Annotated in this window: 24 protein-coding genes; 7 read left to right on the top strand and 17 right to left on the bottom strand. The window is 52.1% G+C overall.

The window, feature by feature from the left end; all coding sequences use genetic code 11:
* Positions 1-322 precede the first annotated feature (322 nt).
* The 4 genes from ACMXD4_RS18900 to ACMXD4_RS18885 all read left to right on the top strand — a co-directional run bounded on the left by ACMXD4_RS18900 (position 323) and on the right by ACMXD4_RS18885 (position 4,060).
* On the top strand, positions 323-940 hold the full coding sequence (locus ACMXD4_RS18900; protein WP_020485758.1) for a recombinase family protein: 618 nt from the start codon (positions 323-325) through the stop codon (positions 938-940).
* A gap of 147 nt (positions 941-1,087) precedes the next feature.
* A complete protein-coding gene (locus ACMXD4_RS18895) occupies positions 1,088-1,270 on the top strand; it encodes a hypothetical protein (RefSeq protein ID WP_020485759.1) in 183 nt (60 codons plus the stop codon).
* Positions 1,271-1,658: 388 nt separating this feature from the next.
* Entirely contained in the window at positions 1,659-3,458 is a 1,800-nt protein-coding gene (locus ACMXD4_RS18890; protein ID WP_020485760.1) for a hypothetical protein, read from the top strand.
* Positions 3,459-3,712: 254 nt separating this feature from the next.
* On the top strand, positions 3,713-4,060 hold the full coding sequence (locus ACMXD4_RS18885) for an Error-prone, lesion bypass DNA polymerase V (UmuC) (RefSeq protein ID WP_171697622.1): 348 nt from the start codon (positions 3,713-3,715) through the stop codon (positions 4,058-4,060).
* Between the two features lie 49 nt (positions 4,061-4,109).
* Here the strand turns inward: ACMXD4_RS18885 and ACMXD4_RS18880 are convergent, their stop codons facing one another.
* From ACMXD4_RS18880 to ACMXD4_RS18870, 3 genes are read right to left on the bottom strand one after another with little or no spacing between them, the layout of a single operon-like run.
* Positions 4,110-4,994, bottom strand: a complete 885-nt coding sequence (locus ACMXD4_RS18880) for an alpha/beta hydrolase family esterase (RefSeq protein WP_020485763.1) — start codon at positions 4,992-4,994, stop codon at positions 4,110-4,112.
* Positions 4,995-5,028: 34 nt separating this feature from the next.
* Complete coding sequence (locus ACMXD4_RS18875; RefSeq protein ID WP_020485764.1) at positions 5,029-5,616, bottom strand: hypothetical protein; 588 nt, start codon at positions 5,614-5,616, stop codon at positions 5,029-5,031.
* Positions 5,617-5,660: 44 nt separating this feature from the next.
* Positions 5,661-5,987, bottom strand: coding sequence for an EthD family reductase (locus ACMXD4_RS18870; protein ID WP_064037762.1), 327 nt, complete (start codon positions 5,985-5,987; stop codon positions 5,661-5,663).
* Between the two features lie 115 nt (positions 5,988-6,102).
* On the opposite strand from ACMXD4_RS18870, the gene ACMXD4_RS18865 reads away from it, so the two are divergent.
* On the top strand, positions 6,103-6,978 hold the full coding sequence (locus ACMXD4_RS18865; RefSeq protein ID WP_171697623.1) for a LysR family transcriptional regulator: 876 nt from the start codon (positions 6,103-6,105) through the stop codon (positions 6,976-6,978).
* Between the two features lie 225 nt (positions 6,979-7,203).
* On the opposite strand, the gene ACMXD4_RS18860 is transcribed toward ACMXD4_RS18865, so the two are convergent.
* The 4 genes from ACMXD4_RS18860 to ACMXD4_RS18845 form a co-directional block, all read right to left on the bottom strand.
* Entirely contained in the window at positions 7,204-7,440 is a 237-nt protein-coding gene (locus ACMXD4_RS18860; RefSeq protein ID WP_152429037.1) for a hypothetical protein, read from the bottom strand.
* 269 nt (positions 7,441-7,709) lie between these two features.
* Positions 7,710-8,066 carry a TniQ family protein gene (locus ACMXD4_RS18855; RefSeq protein WP_020485767.1) on the bottom strand — a complete coding sequence of 119 codons (357 nt, stop codon included), beginning with the start codon at positions 8,064-8,066 and terminating at the stop codon, positions 7,710-7,712.
* Positions 8,067-8,924 carry a TniB family NTP-binding protein gene (locus tag ACMXD4_RS18850; RefSeq protein WP_235048920.1) on the bottom strand — a complete coding sequence of 286 codons (858 nt, stop codon included), beginning with the start codon at positions 8,922-8,924 and terminating at the stop codon, positions 8,067-8,069. It abuts the gene before it with no gap.
* Between the two features lie 38 nt (positions 8,925-8,962).
* Positions 8,963-10,606, bottom strand: a complete 1,644-nt coding sequence (locus ACMXD4_RS18845) for a Mu transposase C-terminal domain-containing protein (RefSeq protein ID WP_171697624.1) — start codon at positions 10,604-10,606, stop codon at positions 8,963-8,965.
* A gap of 367 nt (positions 10,607-10,973) precedes the next feature.
* On the opposite strand from ACMXD4_RS18845, the gene ACMXD4_RS18840 reads away from it, so the two are divergent.
* Both ACMXD4_RS18840 and ACMXD4_RS18835 read left to right on the top strand, forming a co-directional pair.
* Positions 10,974-12,668 carry a VPA1262 family N-terminal domain-containing protein gene (locus ACMXD4_RS18840; RefSeq protein WP_171697625.1) on the top strand — a complete coding sequence of 565 codons (1,695 nt, stop codon included), beginning with the start codon at positions 10,974-10,976 and terminating at the stop codon, positions 12,666-12,668.
* Positions 12,665-14,089, top strand: coding sequence for a hypothetical protein (locus ACMXD4_RS18835; protein ID WP_171697626.1), 1,425 nt, complete (start codon positions 12,665-12,667; stop codon positions 14,087-14,089). The genes ACMXD4_RS18840 and ACMXD4_RS18835 overlap by 4 nt, the downstream gene beginning before the upstream one ends.
* A 218-nt stretch (positions 14,090-14,307) precedes the next feature.
* On the opposite strand, the gene ACMXD4_RS18830 is transcribed toward ACMXD4_RS18835, so the two are convergent.
* The 10 genes from ACMXD4_RS18830 to ACMXD4_RS18785 form a co-directional block, all read right to left on the bottom strand.
* Complete coding sequence (locus ACMXD4_RS18830) at positions 14,308-14,616, bottom strand: hypothetical protein (RefSeq protein ID WP_171697878.1); 309 nt, start codon at positions 14,614-14,616, stop codon at positions 14,308-14,310.
* A 157-nt stretch (positions 14,617-14,773) separates the two neighbouring features.
* Positions 14,774-15,682 (bottom strand): flagellar hook-associated protein FlgL, encoded by a 909-nt coding sequence (gene flgL, locus ACMXD4_RS18825; protein ID WP_171697627.1) that lies wholly within the window; start codon positions 15,680-15,682, stop codon positions 14,774-14,776.
* A 9-nt stretch (positions 15,683-15,691) separates the two neighbouring features.
* Complete coding sequence (gene flgK, locus ACMXD4_RS18820) at positions 15,692-17,359, bottom strand: flagellar hook-associated protein FlgK (protein ID WP_415879070.1); 1,668 nt, start codon at positions 17,357-17,359, stop codon at positions 15,692-15,694.
* Between the two features lie 9 nt (positions 17,360-17,368).
* A complete protein-coding gene (flgJ, locus tag ACMXD4_RS18815) occupies positions 17,369-18,418 on the bottom strand; it encodes a flagellar assembly peptidoglycan hydrolase FlgJ (protein ID WP_171697629.1) in 1,050 nt (349 codons plus the stop codon).
* 45 nt (positions 18,419-18,463) lie between these two features.
* Positions 18,464-19,552 carry a flagellar basal body P-ring protein FlgI gene (locus ACMXD4_RS18810; protein ID WP_171697630.1) on the bottom strand — a complete coding sequence of 363 codons (1,089 nt, stop codon included), beginning with the start codon at positions 19,550-19,552 and terminating at the stop codon, positions 18,464-18,466.
* A gap of 22 nt (positions 19,553-19,574) precedes the next feature.
* Positions 19,575-20,279, bottom strand: coding sequence for a flagellar basal body L-ring protein FlgH (flgH, locus tag ACMXD4_RS18805; RefSeq protein WP_051670499.1), 705 nt, complete (start codon positions 20,277-20,279; stop codon positions 19,575-19,577).
* Positions 20,280-20,294: 15 nt separating this feature from the next.
* Positions 20,295-21,083, bottom strand: coding sequence for a flagellar basal-body rod protein FlgG (gene flgG, locus ACMXD4_RS18800; protein ID WP_033159262.1), 789 nt, complete (start codon positions 21,081-21,083; stop codon positions 20,295-20,297).
* A gap of 51 nt (positions 21,084-21,134) precedes the next feature.
* The gene (gene flgF, locus ACMXD4_RS18795; protein ID WP_171697631.1) at positions 21,135-21,878 is read right to left on the bottom strand and encodes a flagellar basal-body rod protein FlgF; all 744 of its coding nucleotides are present in this window, start codon (positions 21,876-21,878) and stop codon (positions 21,135-21,137) included.
* Between the two features lie 16 nt (positions 21,879-21,894).
* Positions 21,895-23,226: a flagellar hook protein FlgE gene (flgE, locus tag ACMXD4_RS18790; protein WP_033159264.1), complete on the bottom strand. Its 1,332-nt coding sequence runs from the start codon at positions 23,224-23,226 to the stop codon at positions 21,895-21,897.
* 13 nt (positions 23,227-23,239) lie between these two features.
* Entirely contained in the window at positions 23,240-23,920 is a 681-nt protein-coding gene (locus tag ACMXD4_RS18785) for a flagellar hook assembly protein FlgD (RefSeq protein ID WP_101052426.1), read from the bottom strand.
* Positions 23,921-23,927 lie beyond the last annotated feature (7 nt).

Here is a 23,927-nt window from a genome sequence, read left to right as displayed (position 1 = left end):
AAGTTGATGTCAGCAGATTAATCAACAATAAGTAATTCTGTCAGTTGCGACATGCCGGCTTATTTTTTAGTTATTTTTGTTTTAAGGTCGAACCCTATGTTCGCACTCTCTCCCCGAAAGATTTCTAGCCAACCCACCTATATTAAAAGGTATCTTAAGTAATGAAGTTGGCTTCTGATATTCTTGCAGTCGTCTTCTGACAGCGGTAGTAGCCAAAATAGATAGCCAAGTAGGTGATGGCCAAATTACATTGCGGTTCTAATTATTGGCCATATGATTTATACTGGGCTAAATTAAGTATACCCATTTTGGCCATCCAACCATGAAAGTTGCTCGTATCTACCTTCGCGTCAGTACCGAAGAACAAGACCTTACCCGTCAAACCGAAATCGTCCACAGTGCTCGGGCAGAAGGGTATTACATCGCCGGCATCTACCGTGAAAAGGCTTCGGGTGCCCGTGCTGATCGGCCCGAGCTACTACGAATGATTGCAGACCTACAATCAGGCGAAGTCGTCGTAGCTGAGAAAATTGACCGCATCAGTCGGCTTCCCTTGGCCGAAGCCGAGCAACTGGTTGGATCAATCCGGGCCAAGGGAGCAAGACTGGCTGTGCCGGGCCTAGTCGATTTATCCGATTTTGCGGCTGAGGCCGACGGTGTGGCCAAGATCGTTTTGGAGTCGGTGCAGGAATTATTACTTAAACTTGCCCTGCAAATGACACGTGATGACTATGAGACTCGCCGAGAGCGACAGCGCCAAGGTGTTCAGCTTGCCAAGATCGCCGGTAAGTATGCGGGTCGCATCCCTGATACCACGACACATCAGCGTATCGTTGCGCTGCGTGGAGCAGGACATACTATCAAACGGACCGCTGAGCTGGCTGGATGTAGCCAAAGCCAGGTCAAGCGCATATGGGCAGAGCATAAGGGCAGTCACTAAATTATAATCCTGTTCAAGTGGTCTGCTTTCATGCCCCTGCAAGGCAAGGGTTGCTTTGCGGAAATTGGCGACTGGCAATGCAGAAGTATGACGAAGCGGCACTGGACTGCGCATTGACAAACCAGATATTGATAGAGGTGATCTGCAATGAAAAAAGAATACCGTAGCCGTTTGATGGTCTCCGTACATGAAACCGCCGAAGGCTTGCATGAGGCTGGCGTCATGGATAAGCGTACCATGCGCAAATTCGACGAACTGTGTCTAACGCCAATCAGAGGGTGTCAGATTGGAGCACACATCGACTTGGTGTCTGTACGAACGGAGAAATAGCGTCAGAGTTAGCTGGGTTCGTGCATTTCTTGCCGATTCCGGCTCAACGTCTATTCGCACAACCGGACACCTCATCCCCTTGGCGGACGATTTTTTCCGAATTCTGGGGCGCCCTGCATATTCCACCCCAATCCAGCCACCGATTCCGAGACGATTACGTCAGTAGTGAATGATAGCTTTTGAAAGTGGCGAAATGTCGCGATCGACCCCTATGAGCTGTCAGATAAGATTTAATTTGCGGTGACAGGAAAAGGCAAATAAGCTGCCCTTCAAAATGTAGATTAGCTTGCGTAACAGCACATTTCGAAGCCAACAATTCCTCCGGATACGCTATCGCTAATCAAAGCAGGCTATCGACTTCTGGTTTAAATGGGATAAGAAAAATTCAATGAATGACGTGTTTTCAAAAATCAAATCAGGCGACTTATATAGCTTACTAGCAAGTTGCAGTAACGAGGATTTGGCTCCTCTGGTTAGCTATATAACCGATAAGCTTTCGAATTATCTTGTAACTGATGATATCTACAAAAGGCATAGTCCAGATCACACAAAATATACCAAATTAATCGCGAGCGAAATTCGACTTTATGGCGGAAATTCGGTAAGCAATATAGCTCGCGGAGGGGTGGGGCCTGATTATGATGAGGTTTTATTTGATGTTTGTCAGAAGATAGGCATTCCATCAACTAAAGGAAGAATTCTTGATAATGAATCAAATTTATTAAGAATTTGCCTTCCTTATGGTTGGGAAGCTCTTAGTCCGGTTAATCAACAAGCCGCTGTAAAGAAGGCTAGGGATACATACGCAACTACGGGCGGCATAGTTACAACTGGTGTAGGAACTGCAACAATTTTTGCAACTGCTATTAGAACAATCGCTGTACCAGTTGGCGTAGGCTTAATTGCTAAAGGTGTTGCTGACCCGGCATTTGAAGTGACTATTCCCTGTGTTTTACACATTGCATATCTTCGGTGGAAAGTGCTCAACTACATCGAAAACCACAGGAAGAAAACGTTACAAATCGCTAATGTCAGTGCGTCAACCAATAGTCAATTAGTCGTAAATCGTGATTCACCGCTTATTATCGGGGAAGATGCTGATAAACCTGTTCTGACATTTGCCTTGGCTAAAATTTCAAAACACTCTCCCGTAAATTGGCAACCTGTTTCAGAATCTGACGGCACAGGAATTAGCAGTTTTAATCCACTATTGCAAGCAGTTCCCAGCATGGTCACCAAGATGCATATTGCTACGACGCAATATGTAGAGGTGAATATTCGGCTGGACTCTTTGACACCAGTAAAAAATAGCACCGATGAATTAAGAGGCTATGTTATAGGTTCTAACGGTCGTATTACAGAGCAGGCGAAACTACTCTCTCCAGAGAACCTCGAGAAAATTGTTAATGCGGGCGCATTATTTCAGGTTGCATCTGTAATTGTCGCTCAAAAACATTTGGCAGATATAAGCCAAAAATTGACTGAAATTAAAAAAACAGTTGATGATATTCATAAGCATCAGAAAGATAAACGAGAAACAGATATAACAGGAGCGGTCGATTATTTCAAACAAATAGCCCCTTCAATTTTGGCTGGTGAGTTAAGAGATTCTTATGAACACCAAATTGAAAAATATGAAGGTGAGTTGCTTTCTATTAGAAATCATTTGTTGAAGGATATTAAAAATCAAAATCATGAAATCGAAAATCTAAAAGATGGTCATATATTTGGTACGGAAGGGATGAAGGCGTTGATAAAGAAGCATCAGAATGAACTTTTCAACCTATATCAGCAACTGTTCCTTTGCATTCGAGCACGCGCATGTGGTTGGCAGCTTTTGCTTGCATTTCCTAGAACTGAAGAAATTGCAAAAAGCCGTAAACAGAATATTGATGAATCACTTGCAGTGCTAAATGTTGATGGCGAATTGGTGAAGCAGACCATTGCTGAAATGGATAAAAAAATCCGCAGCCTTTCAGCAATTACCAATACTGCGCAAACGCTTAATGAACGAAAACTGGATTTATTAAAGTGGCAAGACAAATTGATAGAAGAAATTACATATACTAGAAGTGAAATTGACGCGAATATCCGTTCTGTAGAATCGTTGGTACAGGATAAACACGGCGCAACAAAATTCCTTCTCAAAGTTGAAGGTGACAAAATAGTTGCCCGTAGCCCTTTGTGAATGTCTCTAGCCCGTAGGCGGTTAACAGCATGCACCGCACTTTAGCGATTGGCGCGACTCGTAAATTCACCCCCCTACAGCTGCTTTTGGCTGGACATTTGCCATTGGCGCTTTTGATTCGTCTGGCGGCATAATGGCCGATTCTGTTGAAAAGTCGGTTTTATTAAAATTTTAACCAATTTTTGACGTTCGTCAAAATGATAACTGTTTGTTTTCAAAAATAGCTTGCTTTTTAATTTCACATAAATGCGGACATGTCAACCAGGGTCATGGCGACCCTGGGGACCTTTACCCCCTGCATGGAAATCTATTCAATTGACGAAGCGTTTCTTGATTTGACCGGCGTCTATCCGTGTCAATCCGACCCGATTGCTTACGGACAGCGCATCAAGCAAGCGGTGTTCCGCGCGACCGGCATTCAAGTCTGTGTCGGCATGGGGCCGACCAAGACCTTGGCCAAACTGGCTAACTTCGCCGCCAAGAAATGGCCCAAAACTCACGGCGTATTGGATGTATCGGACCAGTTGCGCAGGGAAAAGCTAATGCGTATCGTACCGGTCAACGAGGTCTGGGGGATTGGCCCGCAACAGCTGATTTTTTGATACAGTAAGCCATCAGAATTGATAGTGTTCATTGTCTCGCAGCCGCCGGTTACATATTGGTATGGTGATGCAAGAAAAAATCGATGATGGCATCGCTACGCTGTTCCGGCCATTGCGCATGCGGTTTGTCGCCTTCGCAATACACGGTTTTTACGCCATTGGCGCAACCGGAATAAGCCACGCAACCGTTGCCGATCGTATCGGGAATCGGCTCGCATTTGTTACAGGCCGCCCACCAGCCGGCTGTTTGCTGTCCGTAACCCGGAAACAGCCGGTCCTTGCTGCTGTGTATAATCATAACCGGCAAGGGTTCCGGGCATTTGCGGTCGCGTAAGTCCTCATAGGTTACGCCGGCGGCACTGGGGGCGATTGCTGTAGGAATGTGCCGGGTGCCGGTCATAAAAGCTAAAGCCATTGCCGAGGTGCCGCCATCGGAATGACCGGTTACATAGACCTGTTTTTCATCGATACACCATTTTTTAGCCATCGCATGGGGGATCGTACCCAGTTCCACGGTGGTGCTCGGCGAAAGCTCGGGATGATCGGCATAAGCAACGATAAAACCGGAGCGGGTTGCGGGTAAGGTGAATCCTGTCATCTTCTCCGTTTTGGCGCGATTCGCACCCGCCGGTGAAAATACCAGTAATAAAGGATGGGCTATCGATGCATCATAATTCTTAGGGGTGCGGACGTTGTAATTTATGCCGTTTTCGGTTTCTTCTCCGTACGTTTCTCCGGTATCGCCACTCAATAGGTCAGGCTGGCAAGTGCCGCGCGGCATATCCGGTCGGTAAACGGTTTGCCCTAGTTCCACCGGAACGCCGCTATGATCCAGCCAAAGCATGCCGGCCAGCGCTATTACCGGCAATCCGAACAAGACTTTTTGCCAACGATTGCTTTCAAGAAGATAGGACTTTAACTGTGCAATATTCATTTTGATGGCTCCCTTGATGGGTTCGGCGCTGGGTTTAGGCTTCCGGATTTTGCTCGGGCGTATGCTTTAACGCGGCCCGGAACAAGCCGTAAGCCAGCAAAGACAGGCTGGCTATCGTTATCAGCAGCGGCGTATAGTTTTTACCCGGCACCGACTCCAGCCCGACGGAGAACGGAATATGGGTATCCAGGCGCTTATCCTTATCAACGATAGCAATATGCGCCAAGTAATTGCCGGCGCCATAACGGCTAAAGTCCACCGAGAGGTTCGCCGTGCCGGTTTTGACTTTTTGTGGTTCTCGATAAAACACCCGAGTACCATCCGGCTCTTTGGTGATCTCGAATTCGACGCTGACATGGCGCAGGCTTTTGCCCTCGTAATCGAACACTAACTTGGTGGGGCCGACGCCTGGAATGATGTTGCAGTATTCCAGGTTGCCGGACAATGTCGGGGTATACGCCGTAAGATGCACGCGTTCAAAGCCCACTCGCGCATTGCAGTTGTCGACCACTTCGGCCGCGCCGCGATGAGCGTGGATATTGCCCAAGGGTAGGCACGTTAGCGCCAAGATCAAGGCTATCTTTGCGCCCTGGCTTTTATAACGGTTATGTCCGGTGTTCATCGGTTTCCTCCAGCAAAGCATTTAACTTAAGCTGATCAACGCAATTAGAAATCGAAGGTTTCCACTTCGGAAATCAAAAACGTCGGCGCGCCGCCGCTGGAAATATCCACCGCATGCGCCGCCGTTTCCTGGCCGCCGGGCGAACTTAGGCAGGCTTGTAAATCGCCAATCGATGGGAAGTACACTTCGGCGATACGATGAAGCTGCGCGGCGCTTTGGTCGGCATTGGATTTGATCAGAGAGGCGACGAAGCGGGTCTTCCCAGCCAACTTTTCCACGGCCATCGGCACGTGTTCGTCGGCATAGCGGCGTTCGAAGGTTTCCAGATCGGTCGGTACTGGGTACATCACAATTAATTTTGCTGCTTTCATAGGTTTCTCGAATGTTTTTGTAAAAAGTAGATGCTATGAAACGCCTATTTTTCCAATTAGTAAAATACCGGTTTTCTATGAAACAATAGGTTTTTCCTATTCAATTGGGGTAGATATGGAAATGCAACAAATACGCTATTTTCTGGCGGTATGCGATAAGGGATCGTTTACGCGGGCCGCGCAATCGGCTTTTGTTGCGCAGCCGTCGTTGACGCAAGCAATTAAAAAGCTGGAGGACGAACTGGGCGGGGAGTTATTCAGCCGCGAACGCAGCGGCTGTCGTTTGACATCGCTGGGGCGTTTGGTGGAGCCGACCCTGAGGCAGATTTTTCACGAGGCGCAAACCATCAAGGCCGAGGCTGTCCGCTTCAGCCGCTTGAACACCGTGCCGCTGCGCATAGGCGTGATGGCTACTATTGCCGCGCAACATCTCAGCACGTTCTTTGCCGACTTCCAGCAAGAACGGCCGCATGTGGAATTGGAACTGGTGGTGGATAACGAGTGTAATCTGGCGCAGCAATTGGATGAGGGAAGGCTGGATTTGATGGTCAGTGCGCCGACCTCGCCGCTGCCGGCGCATTTACAGTCCTTAAAGCTGTACGAGGAGCGTTATGTAGTGGTTTTTAACGACAAGCATCGCTTCAATCAATTGGAGGTCATCGATTTGGCGACCATCCAATCCGAGCCTTATCTGGATCGCCTAAACTGCGAATTACGCGAAACCTTGCGCGGCGTTTGCCTGGGCCGGCAGATCAATCTCTATGCGGCTTATAGAAGCAACAGCGAGGAATGGATATTGAGCATGGTGCGGGCCGGGTTAGGCGTGGCGTTGATGCCGGAATTCAGTGTGCCGAAGCGGGGCGATAAGCTCAAAACCCGGTATTTATCCGATCCGGAAATTTGGCGCACGATTTTTGCGGTTTACCAGGACTCGGCGGCGACAAATCCGGAAGTAAACCAGTTGCTGGAAAAGTTAAAAGTTGGGTTTTGACGGGAGCGATTAGCTTATCCGCGTCTTGGCTAAGCAATTGTGTTAATTTGCGCGCAAACCAAACCGCCGCCGCTTAGCCGGGTGAACCCAGATTAATCATCGTTCCCACGCTCCGGCACCACCTCTGTTTTAATCACTGGTGTCACTCATTAACAAGCCGGGGGAGCTTAGACACAAAGCCCAAAATACTATCGGATTACTTTGAAAAACAGTTACAGCCGAGTTTCAACAATTTTTCGAATTGGGATGCTGGTAGTGGCTTGCTAAAAAGTCAGCAAAATCTGGTTCCTGAATACCTGCAACTTGTTCACGAAGGGTGTCGGGCACTTCCCAGAGAATCTCGTTTTTTCTTTCTTCTGGCGTTTTCTGCCAAAGCAATTTGGCATCGTCAATAGTTACCCTTTCAACAATCCCACAAGTTACCCAATCATCATAGACACGATCTCGAGAAGCGATAGCCACTTCTCTAAAGTTCAGGATTAATTAAAATGGTCGCTAACTATCCCGATATAACACGGGCAGCAGTGACGGGATAATCAGCCAGTCAATTGAGGGATTTCAAAAACTTCGACCGTCAACAAGTGGCCGAAACTGCGATCTGAGCGGTTGGGCATCGGTGAACCGCTGCAATGACCATGAAACGGTCGCGTAATTCGTGCTCCATCTTGATGGACATTTGAACGTCTTTAGCCATGCCAGCCTCACGGATATTGTTGAATGATGCTGATTATTCATTTATGCGGTGGATTTCCTACCAACCGCCTGTTCGCGACAAGTTCTAACGCAGCTTTGCCTTCAGCAGTTTCTACATATTGACGCACTTTGTCCATAAGTCGATCCCAAACACGCCGCCAAGTCATCTGCTCAAGCAGTTCAACAGAAATTCCCGTGCCATTGGATAGTCGCTGGAGTAGTTCCGGTGTGGGAGCCTGAAATTGTCTCGCTCGGCTATCGGCGACAGGGATACCAAGAGCGCGAAGGCAAAAGAGTTCATAACGAACACCGTAACACTCAGCCAGTCGGCGGACATAGTGTTCTAACGTTTCGGCATCATGAGGTTTCGGATGCAACGGCCAGCGCTTTTGCACTCAACGCAATTCCCGCTCAACCATGCGCCGACGCACGCTAGGAGGATGATAATCAGCGCGCTCAATGACGGCGCAATTAATGCGTTCTTCTCCCTGCAATAGCGCAGCTACCGTGGCACTGTTCAAGAGTGCGGTAATTTCACCAATAGTACCTTCAGATCGCCGCAAAATCAGCTCGCACAGCGGTGCAGTTGCTAAATGTGAGGGTTCACGCAAGGGCAAAACAGTTTCGAAGCTGGCCAGCAGACGTGCTAATTCCTCGCCAGCCTCCCAGAGTGGTAGTAACAGAGGATGAAACCGATTTTCAAGCTGGTCGTCGCTACGAATCGCAAGATAAGCGTCACGGATACCCAGGCAAACGATAGGAATGCGCAGATCGTTGCCAATAAAACGGAGCAGATTCAACAGTTCGCGTTGCCGCCTAGCCGTTGCGCCGAGTAAATTGTGTACCTCGTCAATTATCAGCATGCGGACGCCGACGGTTCGCATCAGTCGTAATGTCAAGGCCTCACGCACGTCGTGCCGACCATAAAAGCCAACTGGCGTACCCAGTGTAGCCTGCAATGCGGTGTGTAGTCGGTTAGCGGTTGCCTCGGCTGGCATTTGTAGCATGAGGACCGGAATGACCTCGTGTTCACCGTCCTCTGACATCCGCTGGGGATGCGCGCGATGAAACTTTTCGGCAATCATGGTTTTGCCGTTGTTGCTTGGGCCTACTATAAGGATGTTTTTCGGACGCAGTTTGCCAGGCTCGTCGGAAAGTAACGCTTCAAGTTGTAACAATGCTTGGTGGGCACAGGTGTAGCCGATCCATCGCTCGATTCGAAGGCGAGCTAGACGCTCTGCACTGGGTAACATGGCCAGTGAGCGCGCTTCTGGACCTAAATGGCTAAGGCTTACCATGCTTCGATGTCATCAAACGGGCGTACTGGACCAATATCAACTGTCGACGTGGTATTCTCAATTTGAGATGACTCCCTCTCTAGCTTCGAACCCAATTGGCGGCGCGTCCGGTTGCGGCGGGCTGTGCGCGTAAGCGTCTCGGCCTTACGCTCAATCTCACGCATTTCATCAATGGCGGCGAACAAACTGGCTTCGTCGACCGCAGTGCGTCGCTGTTCACGCAGACGTTTTCGCGCTAGTTTGTGCTCCCATAGGCTGATAGCCGGTCGAGACAACATGCGATACGGTACTTCCAGGTAGACATTATGCTCTTCATCAAGCACGAAAATTCGTGACAAATCGCGGGGATCGCGGCGAATCAGCAAAGGAGTTGGCTGATTGCGCAACTGTATCCATGGACGTAGCGCATTGCTGTAGTAAGTAATGTGATCAATCGTAATACCGTCCCGTTGTAAAGAGCGGCGCACTACTGGCAGGAAGTCGATCAGGAAGGTGCGTGGGTCACGTGGTATTGGTATCGTTTTGTTGGCGGCAATAAGCGACTGGAGACCTTGCTGGTAGCGATGCAAGGGAATATCGTCATCCATACCTTCGTGCGGCCGCAGGTGGTAATACTTGGTAATCGCGACGGCAAACCAGCGTTCAAGTTCCTCAAGTGTTAGACAGGCCGTCTTGTCACTATCATAGCCACCGCGTTGGGTTGGATTTGAAAAGGTTGTACCGGGCAAAGCATGAACTAGCTGCATCAACGTGCCAATAACGCGCTCGACGACTCCGCCGTAATGAGGCAGGCCAGGTGGTCGCCATTCGATGGCAATGCCATGCTGAGCACAGCCCCGTTCAAATGCTAGCGAATGAAATTCTGAGGCGTTATCGACGCCGATACGACGCGGCTTACCGTTGACGGGCCAGCATGCTTCAATATCACGCTGTTCTAACCACGGCGCCTTATCACTGGCTACCAGGGCCAGACAAAGGCCAACACTGGTGGCCGAGGGCGCCTCAAGGGATAGATGGAACCCGGCAATGCAGCGACTAAAAACGTCAATGGCCACCGTTAGCCATGGTCGGCCAATCGGTGAACGATCCACTGGATCGACGATAATCAGATCGACTGGCGTATGGTCTATTTGTAGCCAGTCAAGGGGAATATCAGAGGTTGGCGTGATGCCGTAAATCGGCTTGATTTCAGGATGGGGCTCGCCGCGTTGACAGTGTTCAGCCGGAGATAAGGTTTTCAAGCGGCGGCGGATAGTACTCTCAGAAGGCGGCGCTAATCCAGCTTTTAAGCATTGATTCCGGATTGCAAACACGAGTTCGGCTGCTGACCGTTTTTGCCGCGTAAGAAAAATTTCGGCTATCAGGCCACGGAGCAAATTTTCGCGAGGTGCGGCAAGTCGCTGTTTACCTCGCCCACCATTGGAGCCACCCGGCAATAGCGCAGTGAGTTCGCCGCCGGACTCGCGTAACCGTTGAATTAGCCGGTACACCTGCCTTTCGGATAACCCCAATTCAACGGCGGCTTCATGCGCTTTCTCGCGAGAACAATACTGGATTTCAAACAACGGACGCAAGACGACAGCACGGCGATACGCTTCATTCCATTCGCATTCTGCAATCTGAGAAAGGTCAGTCATAGTGCCCCCTTTGCGACGTGCTGACGTCGACTTTAACAATTTGCAGCTTACTGACATCGGGTTAGATGGCTGCTGTCATCGACTATGACATTTTAGTTTGTGGATAGCAAGGTAATACGCGAGCTTTGCTAATGACTGCTGACAACGGCTTCGGAAAGTCACAGGCAGTCAGCTTTCGATCATATTTGACCGCTTCGCAGCAGGTTGCGGACGCTGCATAGCAACAGCTTTGGTCTTTTTGCTGGCGATATATAAATGACCGAACACTTACATCAGTTCTCCGCAGGTTGACAGGACCCAACAGGGGATTGAGAATCAAGAAATGTATCGCTAAAGCAACGCTTATAGATGTGACTGGGAGGCAGGGATGGATCATTCCAAGCGGCGAAAAAACATGCTCGACACAGTAACTACGCTTAAAGAGCTTCTTGAGCCAGGCTTGCTAGGGAACTACACTTGGTTTGAGGCAGTTGAGGTCATTGCCTTCAGTTCCACGCAGGCCACCGATGAGGTGCTCGTGCGAAACATCTTTTCCATCTATGTCGCTGAGCCCGGCGAGCAACCTTCAGACTCAAAACAGATCTTCTTGGACAGAAAATCCAAGAAGCTCAAAGGCTTGGATGGATGGAGCTTTAGAGTTACCAAACGCCCTGTAGGAATCGCAGAGCTTCTCGCGTGTATCGAGTGCTACGGCCGCACCGGAGTTTGGATTCCCCCAGATCAGAAAGCCCTCCAGGTAGGCAGACTCGTGGCTGCGCCGCCAATGTTCTGCCCCCCCGATTCGCGCGACGAGGTCCCCCTTAACGCAGTCCTGAAAAACAACTTCTGGTCCGGTTCGTATGTAATCGAACTCAAAGATGAGGGCAAATCGACGTTGACAGACCTCGTTCGGGAAGATGCCCTTTTCGAGGAACTGTCCGAATGGCTCACCACGATGCTGCCATTGAACATTGCGCGCGTGCCTGACCGCATCGGCGATATATTGTTCCAGATTCCATCAAATGCCCTGATTGCTGAGTTCCGGCGGCGCCCCGGCATGCCAGTGGACCTCCGCATGGCCTGGAACCCCGAAATCGCTGCTAGGCCGGTGGTTGGAGAATACCGTGTCGAACAGGATGGGTTAATCACTTCCATTGCACGTTTTGAGTTTCCCGTGGGGGCCGCGAGCCTGGATATTCCTTCCACGTCTGGTGACCTTCGCTTCTCTGTTTGGGACACGCAAAAGCAGCTCCTGCTGGCCGCGACGGCCCCGCTCTATGCTCCTGGCGGAAAATGGCGGGTCGAATCGTCTACCAGTACTGGACTTGAGCAGCCGCGCCGATTCGAGGTAAAGGGGCCAGCCAACACTATCGAGTCGCATGAAATCGGCCTAACGGAACCTGCTGGCGGTTGGTGTAGCCATTGGCAGCCACGGCGTCAGGAGGAAGTCGACTGGCGAGCAAGGCGAGAGCTCAAGGCCAGGATGAAGCAGCTCGTGGCGTCCCGAAGGTTCGTGCAGTACGGCAACGGCAATGCAAGTCCGCAAGAGGAGCATCGGCGCGCCCTTGAGGACATCCGCCAGCTCATTCGAACTGCAAATCAAGGCGCTATATACCTGTGGGACCCGTACCTTTCAGCGAACGATGTTCTCAATACACTTGCGTTCTGCTCGGACGCAGGAACGGAGCTCTGGGCATTAACTTCGGCAAAGCCGTCGAAGAAAGGGGCTTCTGACGACGAGAATGACGACGGCACGGAGGACATCGAGGTGACCGCCCGGGGAGCTTGGATCAAGGCTCAACAGGATACGCTGAATACGGCGTTCATCGGTCCGTCTAACATGAAGCTCGAGTTCCGCATGAGCTGGGGTATTCAGGGGAGCTTCCACGACCGCTTCCTGATGTTTCCTGGACTGGGTCGCGACCGAACGCGAGTTTGGTCCCTGGGGGCGTCCATCAACCATATTGGCGCGCAGCATTGCATCGTTCAGGAAGTAGCTTACCCGGAGCCCGTGCTACAGGCCTTCAAAGCTTTCTGGGATCAAAGTGATCAGCCCGAACACCTAATCTGGAAATACTCATGAAGCAACTCGATGTCCTCGTTGGAATTGTCGAAAGGGCCTCAGGAGCGCAACCATACGAACCGACCTCCCTGAACCTATCCCTCGTTGAGCGGGGAGTAGAGGCGTTTGATACGGTTTCGAGGAAGCTACGCGAAGAGTTTCCGTTTCTATGTTCAGGCAGCGAGAACATGGAGGATTCCGAGCTTGAGCAGTTTGACGGCTTGTTTGCTTGGCTTGCGGAACAACTTCGTACATTTCCCAAAGACGCCACAAATCCAGAGCAATGCTTGACGAATATACTGGCACTCGCCGCGCTACTCGAGTGTGATGCCCAGTTGTGGGATGAATTGGTAAAGGCAGTCCAGAATGTGCCGAAGCCGCTGATCGTTACCCTCGAAAAAATAATAAAACAATGCCGGGCTGACGGTCAGAAAATTCTCGAGGGCGAGCGCTACAGTACCAGTCATATTGAGGCATTTCTTGCCAACGCTGCATCGAAGGATTGGAAGTCGGTGGAGTGGGCAGTGAATCATCTGTGGTGGAAAGTTTGGTCACCAGCTAAACAGCATGCGTCGGTTGCGCTGTATCGACTTGACCGCCAATGCCTAGAAGTCATCCTGGAAGGGGAGAACGACTTCTTTGAGATTGCTGCCTACGTCTTACACACTCCTGCGGCCCAATCCCTGCACCTTGCCACCGTAAGCACGAACTGGACGTTCAAATTCTGGGCGCTTCACCACTCAGCGAACTGCGCGTCAAGAGGCAGCGAGAGCTACCCAATGGAGTGGGAAATTCTTTTGTCTGAAGCAGCTAAAGTCCCGGACGAGTGGACACGATGGCTAGCCGTCCTGAATGAATACCCTGGACGCTATCCACAACTTCAAGAAGCTCTTGGGAACACCCTTGCCAGCGCTCCAGATGAGGCGCTCGACGCATATGTATCGTCCATATCGGGAGTTTCTGATTTCGGGCGGGCCGAAATTGCAACTGCGCTGACCATCTTTCGGGAGAAGGCTCCGGCATGCAAGCGGCAGCGGCTGTGGATCGCAGCGTTTGAAAGATGGGAGAGATGGGATTTTGGATGCACAGAGCATTCCAGAAGCCTTTTCAGTGTGGCAAAGAGCTCTTTTGATTTCCCGGTTATAGGATATTTGACCGAATGCTTGGACTCCCAAGCGCGTGCCGAATGGATTGCGAAACTACAGGTGCGCGCTGCCGCCATTGAAAGAAATTGGCATTCAGATGTCACGCCTGCGATGTCGGAAAGATTCAAACTAATTTCAATATATCAACTTATTGCCCACTCCGAAGCCGTAGCGGCCGGCGAGCCAGAATGGCTTTGGGAGCTCCCGCTCTATAAGCCGATATGGGAGGACGGCACGCTCTATCGAAGCCTTAGGTACGATAAAACTTTTGGACCATCCACGTTCTCCAGTAACTGAGAGTCTCGGGTGCAACAGGCCTTAAGCATACATCAATCAATGCGCATCATTTGTCGTCAAATCCGAGCGGCAGTAGTCGGCCTCAAGCGGACCTACATCGCCGCTAAGCGAACTTCCGCTCATGGCCGAAATTTGCCCATCAACCCAATCCAGAACACCTACCGGAAAATCGGGTTTACGATAGTCTTAAAGACAATTCACAAAAATCCGAAATAACATCAGGCTTCAAAGCCTATCTCGAAGGAAGAGAAGCCGGACTCGTCGCCGTATATCAACGACAGGCCGGACGGATCGGGTATTTTGCTTTGTTTGGCCGAGTAGGCGTCCAGGATTGGGGTGATGTGGCGTACCGATCTGGGCGTGGTGTAAACCAGGAAGGCCGTTTCGTCGTCGGACCAGCCGCCGAACATCGCCATGCCCTCGGGGCCGTTTCGCGCCACGTAGGCGGCTCGGAAAGCGCCTAACAGCACGTAGATTTCACCGGATTCGTATTCCTGGCGGGAGAGGGTGATGCGGTGCCAACTCATGGTTTTTGCCATTTCATGCCTTCCGTCACTAAATCAACTTAATTGACCTAACTCGTGTTGCTGCTTGATTTTGCTCAGCTGCAAGAATCTTAACATCGGAAGGCAATGCAGACCATACAGGTGCCCACCGGGATGGATAATCCCGGTGCCAAAAAAATTACGAAATGTAATTAAACAACGACAGATTTTGTACCTTGGTAAAGGCTTGCTGCGCGGCTTGCAGCGATATTTGTTGCAGATTGAATTTGCTCAAAGCTTCGGCGTAATCCAGGTCGCCGATGTCCGAGGCGGTGGATTTGTTGTCCAGAATGTAGTCGGCGTTTAAATTTTCCTGATCGTCCAAGGCGTTTAAACGGGCGCCGGCCGAGGCGCGTATCGTATCGAAGCGCACCAGAGCGGTATCGATGTCGTTCAGCGAGTTCTTGTTGGGGGTGTTGGTTTTTAAATCGGCGGATATTTGCGCGACTGCTTGAAACACGTTGCTGATGCTGCCTGCTGTCAGCGGCGCGACTTGAATACTGCCGAATACAGACTCGCCGGGGTCGCCGTCGGTCACTTGCCGGCTGGGGCCTATCGCGATACTACGTTGGTTGGCGTCACCCTGATAGGCGTAAGCCGGGGTGTCGGTAAATGCGGCCTGGTCGGTTTTGTATCCGGAATAAATATACTCGCCGTTGGCATTTTTGGTGTTGGCGATGCTTAGTAATTGTTTGTTTAGCTCATCGATTTCCATCGCGATTTGTTTGCGGTTGGTGGCGGTGTTACTGTCGTTCAAGCCTTGTACGGTCAATTCCCTGATTCTATGCAACACGCTGCCGGCATTATCCAGGCCGGATTCTTCCAGGTCGAGCCTTTGCCGCGCCGCGCCGATGTTGACTTGGTATTGCTGATTTTCCTTAATGTTTTGATTCAGGTCGATCATACTGGTGGCGGCGACCGCATTTTCCGCGGGGCTCAGGTATTTCTTGCCGGACGATAGTTTTAGCTGAGTCTCGCTGAGTTTGGATTGCTGATCCAACATCGCGTTAAGGCCGAGCTGATGATTCCATGAAGTTGAAATGCGCATAATAATCTCCTAGCGAAATGCCCCGATCAGCGTGTCGAATAGTGAGTTAGCCACCGACACGGCTTTGGCTGCTGCCTGATACGAATTTTGAAAATTGATGAGATTGGCCGCTTCTTCATCCAAGTTGACGCCGGATACGTTTTCCTTGGCGCTGGTGGCTTGTTTTAGCAGGGTTTCCTGCGCGGTGCGACCCACCGAGGCGGCATGCGTTTGCGAACCCACATCCGAGATCATTTGCCCATACACTTGGGTAAAGCTGGCTTTGCCGCCGAACATTTTTGCTTGGGTTTCCAGGTTAGCCAATTTCAGCGCATTGCTGTTGTCGCCGGGCAGGCCGGTGGCGCTGGCGGCAGCAATTTGTCTGGGATTGGTGATGGCCGCGTTCACTTTGATTTTGGCGGCGGCATTAAAGTTGGGGCTGATCTGGAAGGAATCGCCGCTGGTCAACGAGCCGCCGCTAAAACTGATACTAAAACCGTTAGTGGCGGCGGTGGTCGCCAGAGTAGCGGCGCTTAAGCCTGTGGTAGTGGTATTGTCGCTTAAATTGGTCAGGCTGAAAGTGGCCGCCGGTACCGTTGCGGTCACATCAAGCCGGTAAGCGGCGCCCAAGCCGGATGCTGATGTTGGGGCAACAAATGCGCTGGAAACCACCAAGGTGCTGTCGCTGACGGTGGCTTTCACTTGCGGAGTCGGCGAATTCAAATCAAAAAACGCCACATTGGTATTGCCGTTGATGTCGTAGCCGGCTTTATGAATATTGTTAAATTCCGTAGCCAAACCGGTTGCCAGCAAACCCAGCTGTTGTTGCGCGGGGTCAAGAACTTGATCTCTAAAGCGCAAATTGCCGGAGATTTCGCCGCCGGATAACTGTTTTGAAATATCCTGGCCATTCAGCATGATCAGCTTTTGATTGACGTCGTTACTGTCGCCTACTACCGATAGCGTGGACGCCGCACTGCCCAACACCAGTGGTTGGCCCTTGCCGATAAACACGTTGTAAGAGCCGTCGGCTTGGGCGACATAGGAAACATCGGCTTTTTCGGCAATTTTAGTCAGCAATAGATCGCGCTGATCCATCAACTCGTTGGGCATTTGCTTGCCGGACGAGCGGCCGATGTCCGACACGATTTTCACATTCAATTCGGCCAGGGTTTTGGCAAAGCCGTTTAGCTCTTGTACCGAGCTGGTGATGTTATCGTTGACACGCTTACGCAAATCGCCGAAGCGGGCGCTCATGGTGTTAAATTGCTGGGTCTGCGATTCAGCTTCGGTCAGCATTACCTGGCGGGCGGCCACCGAGCTGGGATCGTTGGCAACGCTGTCGACCGCATCGAAAAAGCTTTTCATGGCCGGTGCCAGACCGGTGGTTTCGTCGGCGGTGATATTGTCGATTTGCGAGGACAAGGTGTAAAAACTGTCTATATCGTGAAACGTCGCGGTGCTGGAGCGGACCTGATTGCTGATGAACTGGTCGTAGCTGCGAGTGATGTTGGCAACCTCGACGCCGTTACCCATATAGCCGTTGCCGGTAAATTGCTCGGGACGTGTAGCCAGTTCGACGCGCTGCCGGCTGTAGCCTTCGGTGTTGGCGTTGCTGATGTTGTTGCTGGTGGTTTCCAGCGAGCGTTGGAACGCCGTCAGCCCCGACAATGCGTTTCCGAGAATGCCAATGGCCATGGTCGCCTCCTAACCCGCGCTTTTTAGAGCTGCTACCTGGGCCGCGGTTTGGCTGTGGTAGATGGTCATGACTTTTTCGGCATACCGCGGATCGGTGGCATAACCGGCTTGTTGCAGCTCGTGTAAATAGTGTCCGGCGTTGCCGGCTTTTTTCAAAGCTTCGCTGTAACGCGGATTGGTTTTGATAAAGTTCACGTAATCGTCGAAGCTCTCTTTATAGGAATCGTAAGCCCGGAAGCCGGCCATTTCTTTTTTGGCGACACCGCCGGCATATTCCAGCGTCATGGTTTTGGCTTGTTTGCCTTGCCAGGACCTATCGGCCTTGATATTGAACAAGTTAAAGCTGTTGTCGCCCTGGGGATTTTTCACCATGCCTTGGCCCCAGCCGGTTTCCAATGCCGCTTGAGCCAGCAAGACATTGGGATCCACTCCCAGGCTGCGCGCGGCTTGTTCGGCATGCGGACGCAATTGGTTAACGAACTCGTCCCTGGAGGTTAGCGGCCGATCATTTTCGCTGCTGACTTTGTCGTCCAGGGTTTGCCATTGGTCGGCCAGGGCCTTCTGGCTACGTTCCAATCGGGCCAAACTGCGTTCCAGGCTGCTTAAGCCGGAGGCATCCAGCGGCATCTGCTCTTCCGCCTCTTCGCTGCCGGCCCGCAGCGATTGGTGTTTGTCGGGGTTGTTGCTAGCGCCGGTGCCGGCCGCGCGATTCAAGAAATCGCCAGTGGACAGTTGTTTGTCTTGTTCTTCGTCTTTGTTTTGTTTGGGCGACAGTTGTTGAGCAATCAAATCCGCAAAACCGATGCCGGGTTTGCCGGCCAGGTGCACGGACATTTGTTGGTCGTACATGTCTTGATAAAACTGGGTTTGTTGGCTATCCAAAATGCCTTCGGACAATTTGGCCTGACGCATGTTTTTCATCATCATGCCTAAAAACACCGACTCGAATTGTTTGGCGACTTCCTTGATCGCCTCGGGCGATTGCTCGCGGGCGCCTTGTTTAAGTTTCGCCAGGCCGTTGAAGTCGGTATAAACCGAAGCGCTGTCTACGTTTAACATGGGAATCTCCAAAAAATCATGCAATTGGCGGCTGTGTTACGTTCTTCAAATCACTATCAACTCGGCTCTGAGCGCGCCGGCGGATTTCAAGGCTTCCAAAATCGCCACCAAGTCGCTGGGGCCTGCACCGACGCCATTTACCGCTTGGACGATCTCGTCCAGCGATACGCCGGGGTTGAAGACAAACATGTGGTTCTTGTCTTCTTTGACCGAGACGTTGGATTGCGGTGTGACTACGGTACTGCCGCCGGATAAGGGGTTGGGCTGGCTGACTTGTTGGTTTTCGCTGATCGTCACCGTCAGGCTGCCATGAGACACCGCGGCCGGTTGTACTCTGACCTTGCTGTTGATAATCACGGTGCCGGTGCGCGAATTGACAATCACTTTGGCTGGGGCATCGTCGGGGGCCAGTTCCAGGTTTTCGATAACCGAGGCAAAACCGACCCGTTGATTGGGATTAACCGGCGCTCTGACGCTGACCGAAGTAGCATCGACGGCTTGCGCGGTGTCGGCGCCTAAAGCCTTGTTGATCGAGTCCGCCATGCGCTGCGCGGTGGTGAAATCCGACGAGTTCAAATTAAACACCAAGTCAGCGCTTTGATCGAATGAACTAGGTACGGCCCGTTCCACCGTGGCGCCGTTAGGCACCCGGCCCACCAAGGGGTTGTTGACGGTCACTTTCGAGCCGTCCTGACCGCCGGCGGCCAAACCGCCCACCACTAAATTCCCTTGCGCCACCGCATACACATTGCCGTCGGCACCGCGTAAAGGGCTCATCAACAGCGAGCCGCCGCGCAAACTTTTGGCATCGCCTATCGAGGAGACCGTGACGTCAATTTTTTGACCGGGTTTGGCGAAAGCGGGCAGGTCGGCGTGAATGCTGACCAATGCGACGTTTTTGGCTTTGGGATCGGTATCGGGCGGCAAAGTCAGACCCAGCTTGCCCATCATGCTGCGCAGGCTTTGGCCGGTAAATTTGGTTTTGTCGCCGGTTTTATCCAGACCCGTTACCAGACCGTAGCCCACCAATTGGTTGGTGCGCACGCCGGCGATGGCGGCGATGTCTTTGATGCGTTCCGCTTGCGCGGTATTTGCCAAGAGCAGCAAGGCGATTGAAAAGAGTATTTTGTTCATCAGATTTCTCCGTCAGCCTCGGCTAGAAAGGAAACAAGGGGCTGGAAAGAATTCGCGAGATCCAGCCGGGCTTGCTGCTGTCGGCCAAGGCGCCGTCGCCGGTGTACATAATTGTGGCGTCGGCTACTTTGCTGGAGGCCAGGGTGTTGGCGACGTTGATGTCGATAGGCCTTACGATGCCGGACAGGCGGATATATTCGCTGCCGTCGTTCAGCGTCACACGTTTTTCGCCGCGCACGCGCAGATTGCCGTTGGGCAACACATCGACCACGGTCACGCTCATGCTGCCGGTCAGCCGGTTACTTTGCCGGGAGTCGCCTTTGCCTTCGCTGCTGCGGTCGGTACTGTATTCGAGCGATGAGGCTAGGTCATGTCCAAGCAAAGCCTCGCTGGCGACGCCGAATAGAGTTGGGGCGGAGCCTTTGATATTGATGTCAGAGTTTTTACTGGCCTTGGAATTGGCTTGCTTGGTGGCGTTGGTGTTTTCGTCGAAGGTTACCGTCAAAATATCGCCGACCCGGCGCGCGGCATGATCTTCGAATAAACGCATGTCGTAGCCGGCCTGGTAAATCGCGCCGTTGCTTTGTTGGGGCGGACGCAGATCGGCGGGTTGTACCGGGGCGAAGTCGGGGTCGCGTTTTGGCAAGGTATCGCAGCCTGCCAGCAAGGCGATTGCCGCTACCAGCAAAATTTTGCCGCCTGCTTGCCGGGTGATGAATGTATTCATGAGCTTTGTCCTGAATTAAAGTTGTTGCGTGACAAAGGACAACATCTGGTCGGTGGTGGAAATGGCTTTGGAGTTCATCTCATAAGCACGCTGGGTTTCTATCATGTTGACCAGCTCTTCCACGACGTTGACGTTTGAGGTTTCCAAGGAACCTTGAATCATGGTGCCGAGTTCGTTCTCGCCGGGCGCACCGATAATCGGCGCACCGCTGGCTACAGTTTCCCGGAACAGGTTGTCGCCAATCGGCTCCAAGCCGGCGGTGTTGATGAAGTCGGCGATTTGAATTTGGCCTACTTGATTCGCCGCCGCCGCGCCGGGTTGGGTTACCGATACCGTGCCGTCCTGGCCGATGGTGACGCTCAGCGCGTCTTGCGGAATGGTGATGGCCGGTTCCAGCGGCATGCCGTTGGAGGTGACCACTTGGCCGGTGGAGTCCATTTTGAACGAGCCGTCACGGGTGTAGTTGATGTCGCCGTTGGGCATTAAAATCTGCATAAACCCGCGTCCGCTGACCGCTATATCCAGCGAGTTGCCGGTTTGTAGAATATTGCCTTGGGTGTGCAGTTTTTCGGTCGCCACCGTGCGCACCCCGGTGCCTAGCTGTAAGCCGGTGGGTAATTGGGTGTTTTGGGTAGACTGTGCGCCGGCTTGACGGACGTTTTGATACATCAAGTCGGCGAAAATCGGTCTGGCTTTCTTGAAGCCGGTGGTGTTGACGTTGGCCAGGTTATTGGAAATAACCGCCATGCGGGTTTGTTGGGCATCCAAACCGGATTTTGCGACCCATAATGCTCGTTCTGTCATGACAATCTCCTAATCTGACAATTTTTTGTCTTATCAGGAGTAAAGCAGAAACTATGCCACTTGCATCAGCTTGGCGCTGGCGCCTGATGTGTCATCAATGTTTTTCATGACTTTGGATTGCAATTCGAAGTTTCGAGACAGCTCTATCATTTCCACCATCGCCGCCAAAGCATTGACGTTACTGGATTCCAGCGAGCCTTGAATCAGTGTGACAGTGGCGTCGGCCGGTATGGCGCCGGCTTGCTTGGCGTGCATCAAGCCGTCTTCGCGTTTTTCCAGATTGGCCGGATCGGGGTTGACCAGCTTGATCCGTTCAACAATCACGCTATTGGTGGCATTGACGCCTTGCGGGACGATGGAGATGGTGCCGTCGGTACCGATTTCCAGTTTTTGGGCGGGCGGAATCGTGATCGCTTCGCCGCCTTCGCCAAGCACCGAGAGTCCTGCGCCGTTTTGCAGTAAGCCTTCCGGGGTGAGGCGCAAATCGCCGGCTCGGGTATAGGCCTCCTGGCCCTCTGCATTACGCACCGCGATCCAGCCTTGGCCGTTGATGGCGACATCCAGGTCGCGGCCGGTGGTATGGATGCTGCCGCTGGCCATGTTGGTGCCGGGGCGTTCGGTCATCGAATAGACCCTTGATGGATAACCGGGACCGAAAGCCGGCATCGCGCGAAATTGCTCGAAATCGGCCTTGAAACCGGTGGTTTGGGCGTTGGCCAGATTATTGGCGTTGGCGCCTTGCGCCAGCAAGGTCTGCTTGGCGCCGTTCATCGCAATGTATAGGCTACGGTCCATGGTTATTCCCCATTAATTACCGAATCTGCAGTATGGTTTGCATAATGCTGTTTTCGGTGGTGATGGTTTGCGCATTGGCCTGGTAATGCTGTTGGGCGACGATCAGGTTGACCAGTTGCGCGGATAGCTCGACATTCGAGCTTTCAAGCGCGCCGGCCTGAATCAGGCCGAAGTTATTCGCGCCGGCCTCACCGGGAATCGGTTCCCCGGAGTTGGCGCTTTGTCCCCAAGCGGTGTCGCCGATTTTGGCCAAGCCGTTGGTATTGGCGAAGCGGGTCAATGCCACTTTACCCATGGTTTGCGAGCCGCCGTTACTGAAGCGGGCAAATATCACCCCTTCGTCGTCAATATCAATGCCCGTCAAGCGTCCGGCCGGTAAGCCGTTTTGCGTCATCGTATTCACGCTGAATTTTTCCTGAACCTGGGTGGAACCGAAGAAGTCCATGGTGCCTACCTTCACAGGGGCCGCGCCGGTCGCCGGCAGTATGGTGTAATCACTCAAGGCGAAGCGTCCGGACACCGGGGATTGTAATTTGCCGGAGGAATCAAAAGTCATCACGGCCGGCGTCGGCAAAGTGGTGGTCGTGGCCGGGGCGGCGACTGCCGTGCCATAGGTGCCGGCATTGATGGAGGTTCGGGCGTTTGGGGTGGCTGGCTCGGCCATAAAATGATACACACTCCAATTCGTAGTGGAGGCTGTCGAGGCGCCTTTTACATAATAGGTGGAGAGAATATGCGGCGAACCCAGCGAATCGTAAACAGTCACCGAGGTTTGCGAGTTGTAGGAGTTATTGTTGGTTGGGTCGAACGGAGTTACGCTGGGAACGGTTTCGTTGGCGTTGAGATTTACCGCCAGAGAGACAGTGTCTGTGGCGCTGGGTAAGCCGGTGAGGGTATTGATCTGCACCGGTTGCGTCACCCCGGTACTGAAGCCGTCGGAGACTGCAGTGCCGTTGGGTTTATATACCATCAGTGATTTGCCTTGGTTGTTAACCAGATAGCCGTCCTTGTCCAGTTTGAATTCGCCGGACCGGGTATAAGTGATGTCATTGGTTTCTGTTGGGCTTTTGGCCATGGTAAAGAAGCCTTCGCCGCTGATCGCCAAATCCAGATTGTTGTCGGTGAACGACAAGCTGCCTTGGTTGAATTGTTGGGCGACGTTGGCAACTCTGACGCCGGCGCCGGCCGTGGTGTTGCTGACTCCGCCCAGACTGGAGGCGTAAACGTCGGCAAATTCCGAGCGCGACTTTTTAAAGCCTACGGTGTTGGCGTTGGCAATGTTATTGCCGGTCACCGCCAGATTGTTGGATGCGGCGTTTAAGCCGCTTAATGCTGTTGTAAAAGCCATGATGCCTTCTCCTTCACAAGATTTGTTTAATTTGACTGAATTTTACGGTGCCGACGCCGTCCAGATTGACTTGCAGGCCGCTGCTGCCGCTGCCCATCGTCACGCTTTTCACCAGCGATTTAATATTGGTGGCTAATACCGTATTGACGCCGTCAATTTTGGCTTCCGCTTGAATTTTGTAGACGCCAGGGTCGGCAAATTGTTTATTGCTGTCTTTGCCGTCCCATTCGAAGGTGGTAGTGCCCGCCGACTGTGCGCCCATATCGATTTCTCTGATGGTGGCGCCGGTTTGCGGGTCTATGATTTTCACGCTGACATTCGGCGAGCTGCTGGGCATTTCGAAATCGCCCGAGACGCTGCCGCCGGCACCCAGCAATGCTTCCTTGGAGGGTGCCGAAACATGGCGGCCAACCAAGCCGGCTGCTTGCAGGGCTTGGTCTGAGCTGAGCGAGCTGGCAAACTCTTTGAACGAAGCCTGTAGATCTTGAATACCCGATACGGTGCTGAATTGCGCCATCTGGCCAAGAAATTCGCCGTTATCCATGGGCTTCATGGGGTCTTGATGCGTCATTTGCGTGGTCAGCAGTTTTAGAAACTGGTCTTGCCCCAAGCTTTGTTTTTTTACGCCGCTTGATGTGTCGGAGCTGGTAGTGGCCAAGCCGAGACTTTTAAAGGTGTCTATTGCGCTGGTCATAAATGCC

Source organism: Methylomonas sp. TEB, assembly GCF_047777895.1.
In the GTDB taxonomy this organism is placed as follows: Bacteria; Pseudomonadota; Gammaproteobacteria; order Methylococcales; family Methylomonadaceae; genus Methylomonas.
Note: the sequence above shows the minus strand (reverse complement) of the source record. Positions and strands in the feature narration are given on the sequence as shown.

Coding starts and splice junctions, on each gene's coding strand:
- ACMXD4_RS18900 (WP_020485758.1), top strand. CDS start 323: ATGAAAGTTGCTCGTATCTACCTTCGCGTCAGTACCGAAGAACAAGAC.
- ACMXD4_RS18895 (WP_020485759.1), top strand. CDS start 1,088: ATGAAAAAAGAATACCGTAGCCGTTTGATGGTCTCCGTACATGAAACC.
- ACMXD4_RS18890 (WP_020485760.1), top strand. CDS start 1,659: ATGAATGACGTGTTTTCAAAAATCAAATCAGGCGACTTATATAGCTTA.
- ACMXD4_RS18885 (WP_171697622.1), top strand. CDS start 3,713: ATGTCAACCAGGGTCATGGCGACCCTGGGGACCTTTACCCCCTGCATG.
- ACMXD4_RS18880 (WP_020485763.1), bottom strand. CDS start 4,994: ATGAATATTGCACAGTTAAAGTCCTATCTTCTTGAAAGCAATCGTTGG.
- ACMXD4_RS18875 (WP_020485764.1), bottom strand. CDS start 5,616: ATGAACACCGGACATAACCGTTATAAAAGCCAGGGCGCAAAGATAGCC.
- ACMXD4_RS18870 (WP_064037762.1), bottom strand. CDS start 5,987: ATGAAAGCAGCAAAATTAATTGTGATGTACCCAGTACCGACCGATCTG.
- ACMXD4_RS18865 (WP_171697623.1), top strand. CDS start 6,103: ATGGAAATGCAACAAATACGCTATTTTCTGGCGGTATGCGATAAGGGA.
- ACMXD4_RS18850 (WP_235048920.1), bottom strand. CDS start 8,924: ATGTTACCCAGTGCAGAGCGTCTAGCTCGCCTTCGAATCGAGCGATGG.
- ACMXD4_RS18845 (WP_171697624.1), bottom strand. CDS start 10,606: ATGACTGACCTTTCTCAGATTGCAGAATGCGAATGGAATGAAGCGTAT.
- ACMXD4_RS18840 (WP_171697625.1), top strand. CDS start 10,974: ATGGATCATTCCAAGCGGCGAAAAAACATGCTCGACACAGTAACTACG.
- ACMXD4_RS18835 (WP_171697626.1), top strand. CDS start 12,665: ATGAAGCAACTCGATGTCCTCGTTGGAATTGTCGAAAGGGCCTCAGGA.
- ACMXD4_RS18830 (WP_171697878.1), bottom strand. CDS start 14,616: ATGAGTTGGCACCGCATCACCCTCTCCCGCCAGGAATACGAATCCGGT.
- flgL (WP_171697627.1), bottom strand. CDS start 15,682: ATGCGCATTTCAACTTCATGGAATCATCAGCTCGGCCTTAACGCGATG.
- flgK (WP_415879070.1), bottom strand. CDS start 17,359: ATGGCCATTGGCATTCTCGGAAACGCATTGTCGGGGCTGACGGCGTTC.
- flgJ (WP_171697629.1), bottom strand. CDS start 18,418: ATGTTAAACGTAGACAGCGCTTCGGTTTATACCGACTTCAACGGCCTG.
- ACMXD4_RS18810 (WP_171697630.1), bottom strand. CDS start 19,552: ATGAACAAAATACTCTTTTCAATCGCCTTGCTGCTCTTGGCAAATACC.
- flgH (WP_051670499.1), bottom strand. CDS start 20,279: ATGAATACATTCATCACCCGGCAAGCAGGCGGCAAAATTTTGCTGGTA.
- flgG (WP_033159262.1), bottom strand. CDS start 21,083: ATGACAGAACGAGCATTATGGGTCGCAAAATCCGGTTTGGATGCCCAA.
- flgF (WP_171697631.1), bottom strand. CDS start 21,878: ATGGACCGTAGCCTATACATTGCGATGAACGGCGCCAAGCAGACCTTG.
- flgE (WP_033159264.1), bottom strand. CDS start 23,226: ATGGCTTTTACAACAGCATTAAGCGGCTTAAACGCCGCATCCAACAAT.
- ACMXD4_RS18785 (WP_101052426.1), bottom strand. CDS start 23,920: ATGACCAGCGCAATAGACACCTTTAAAAGTCTCGGCTTGGCCACTACC.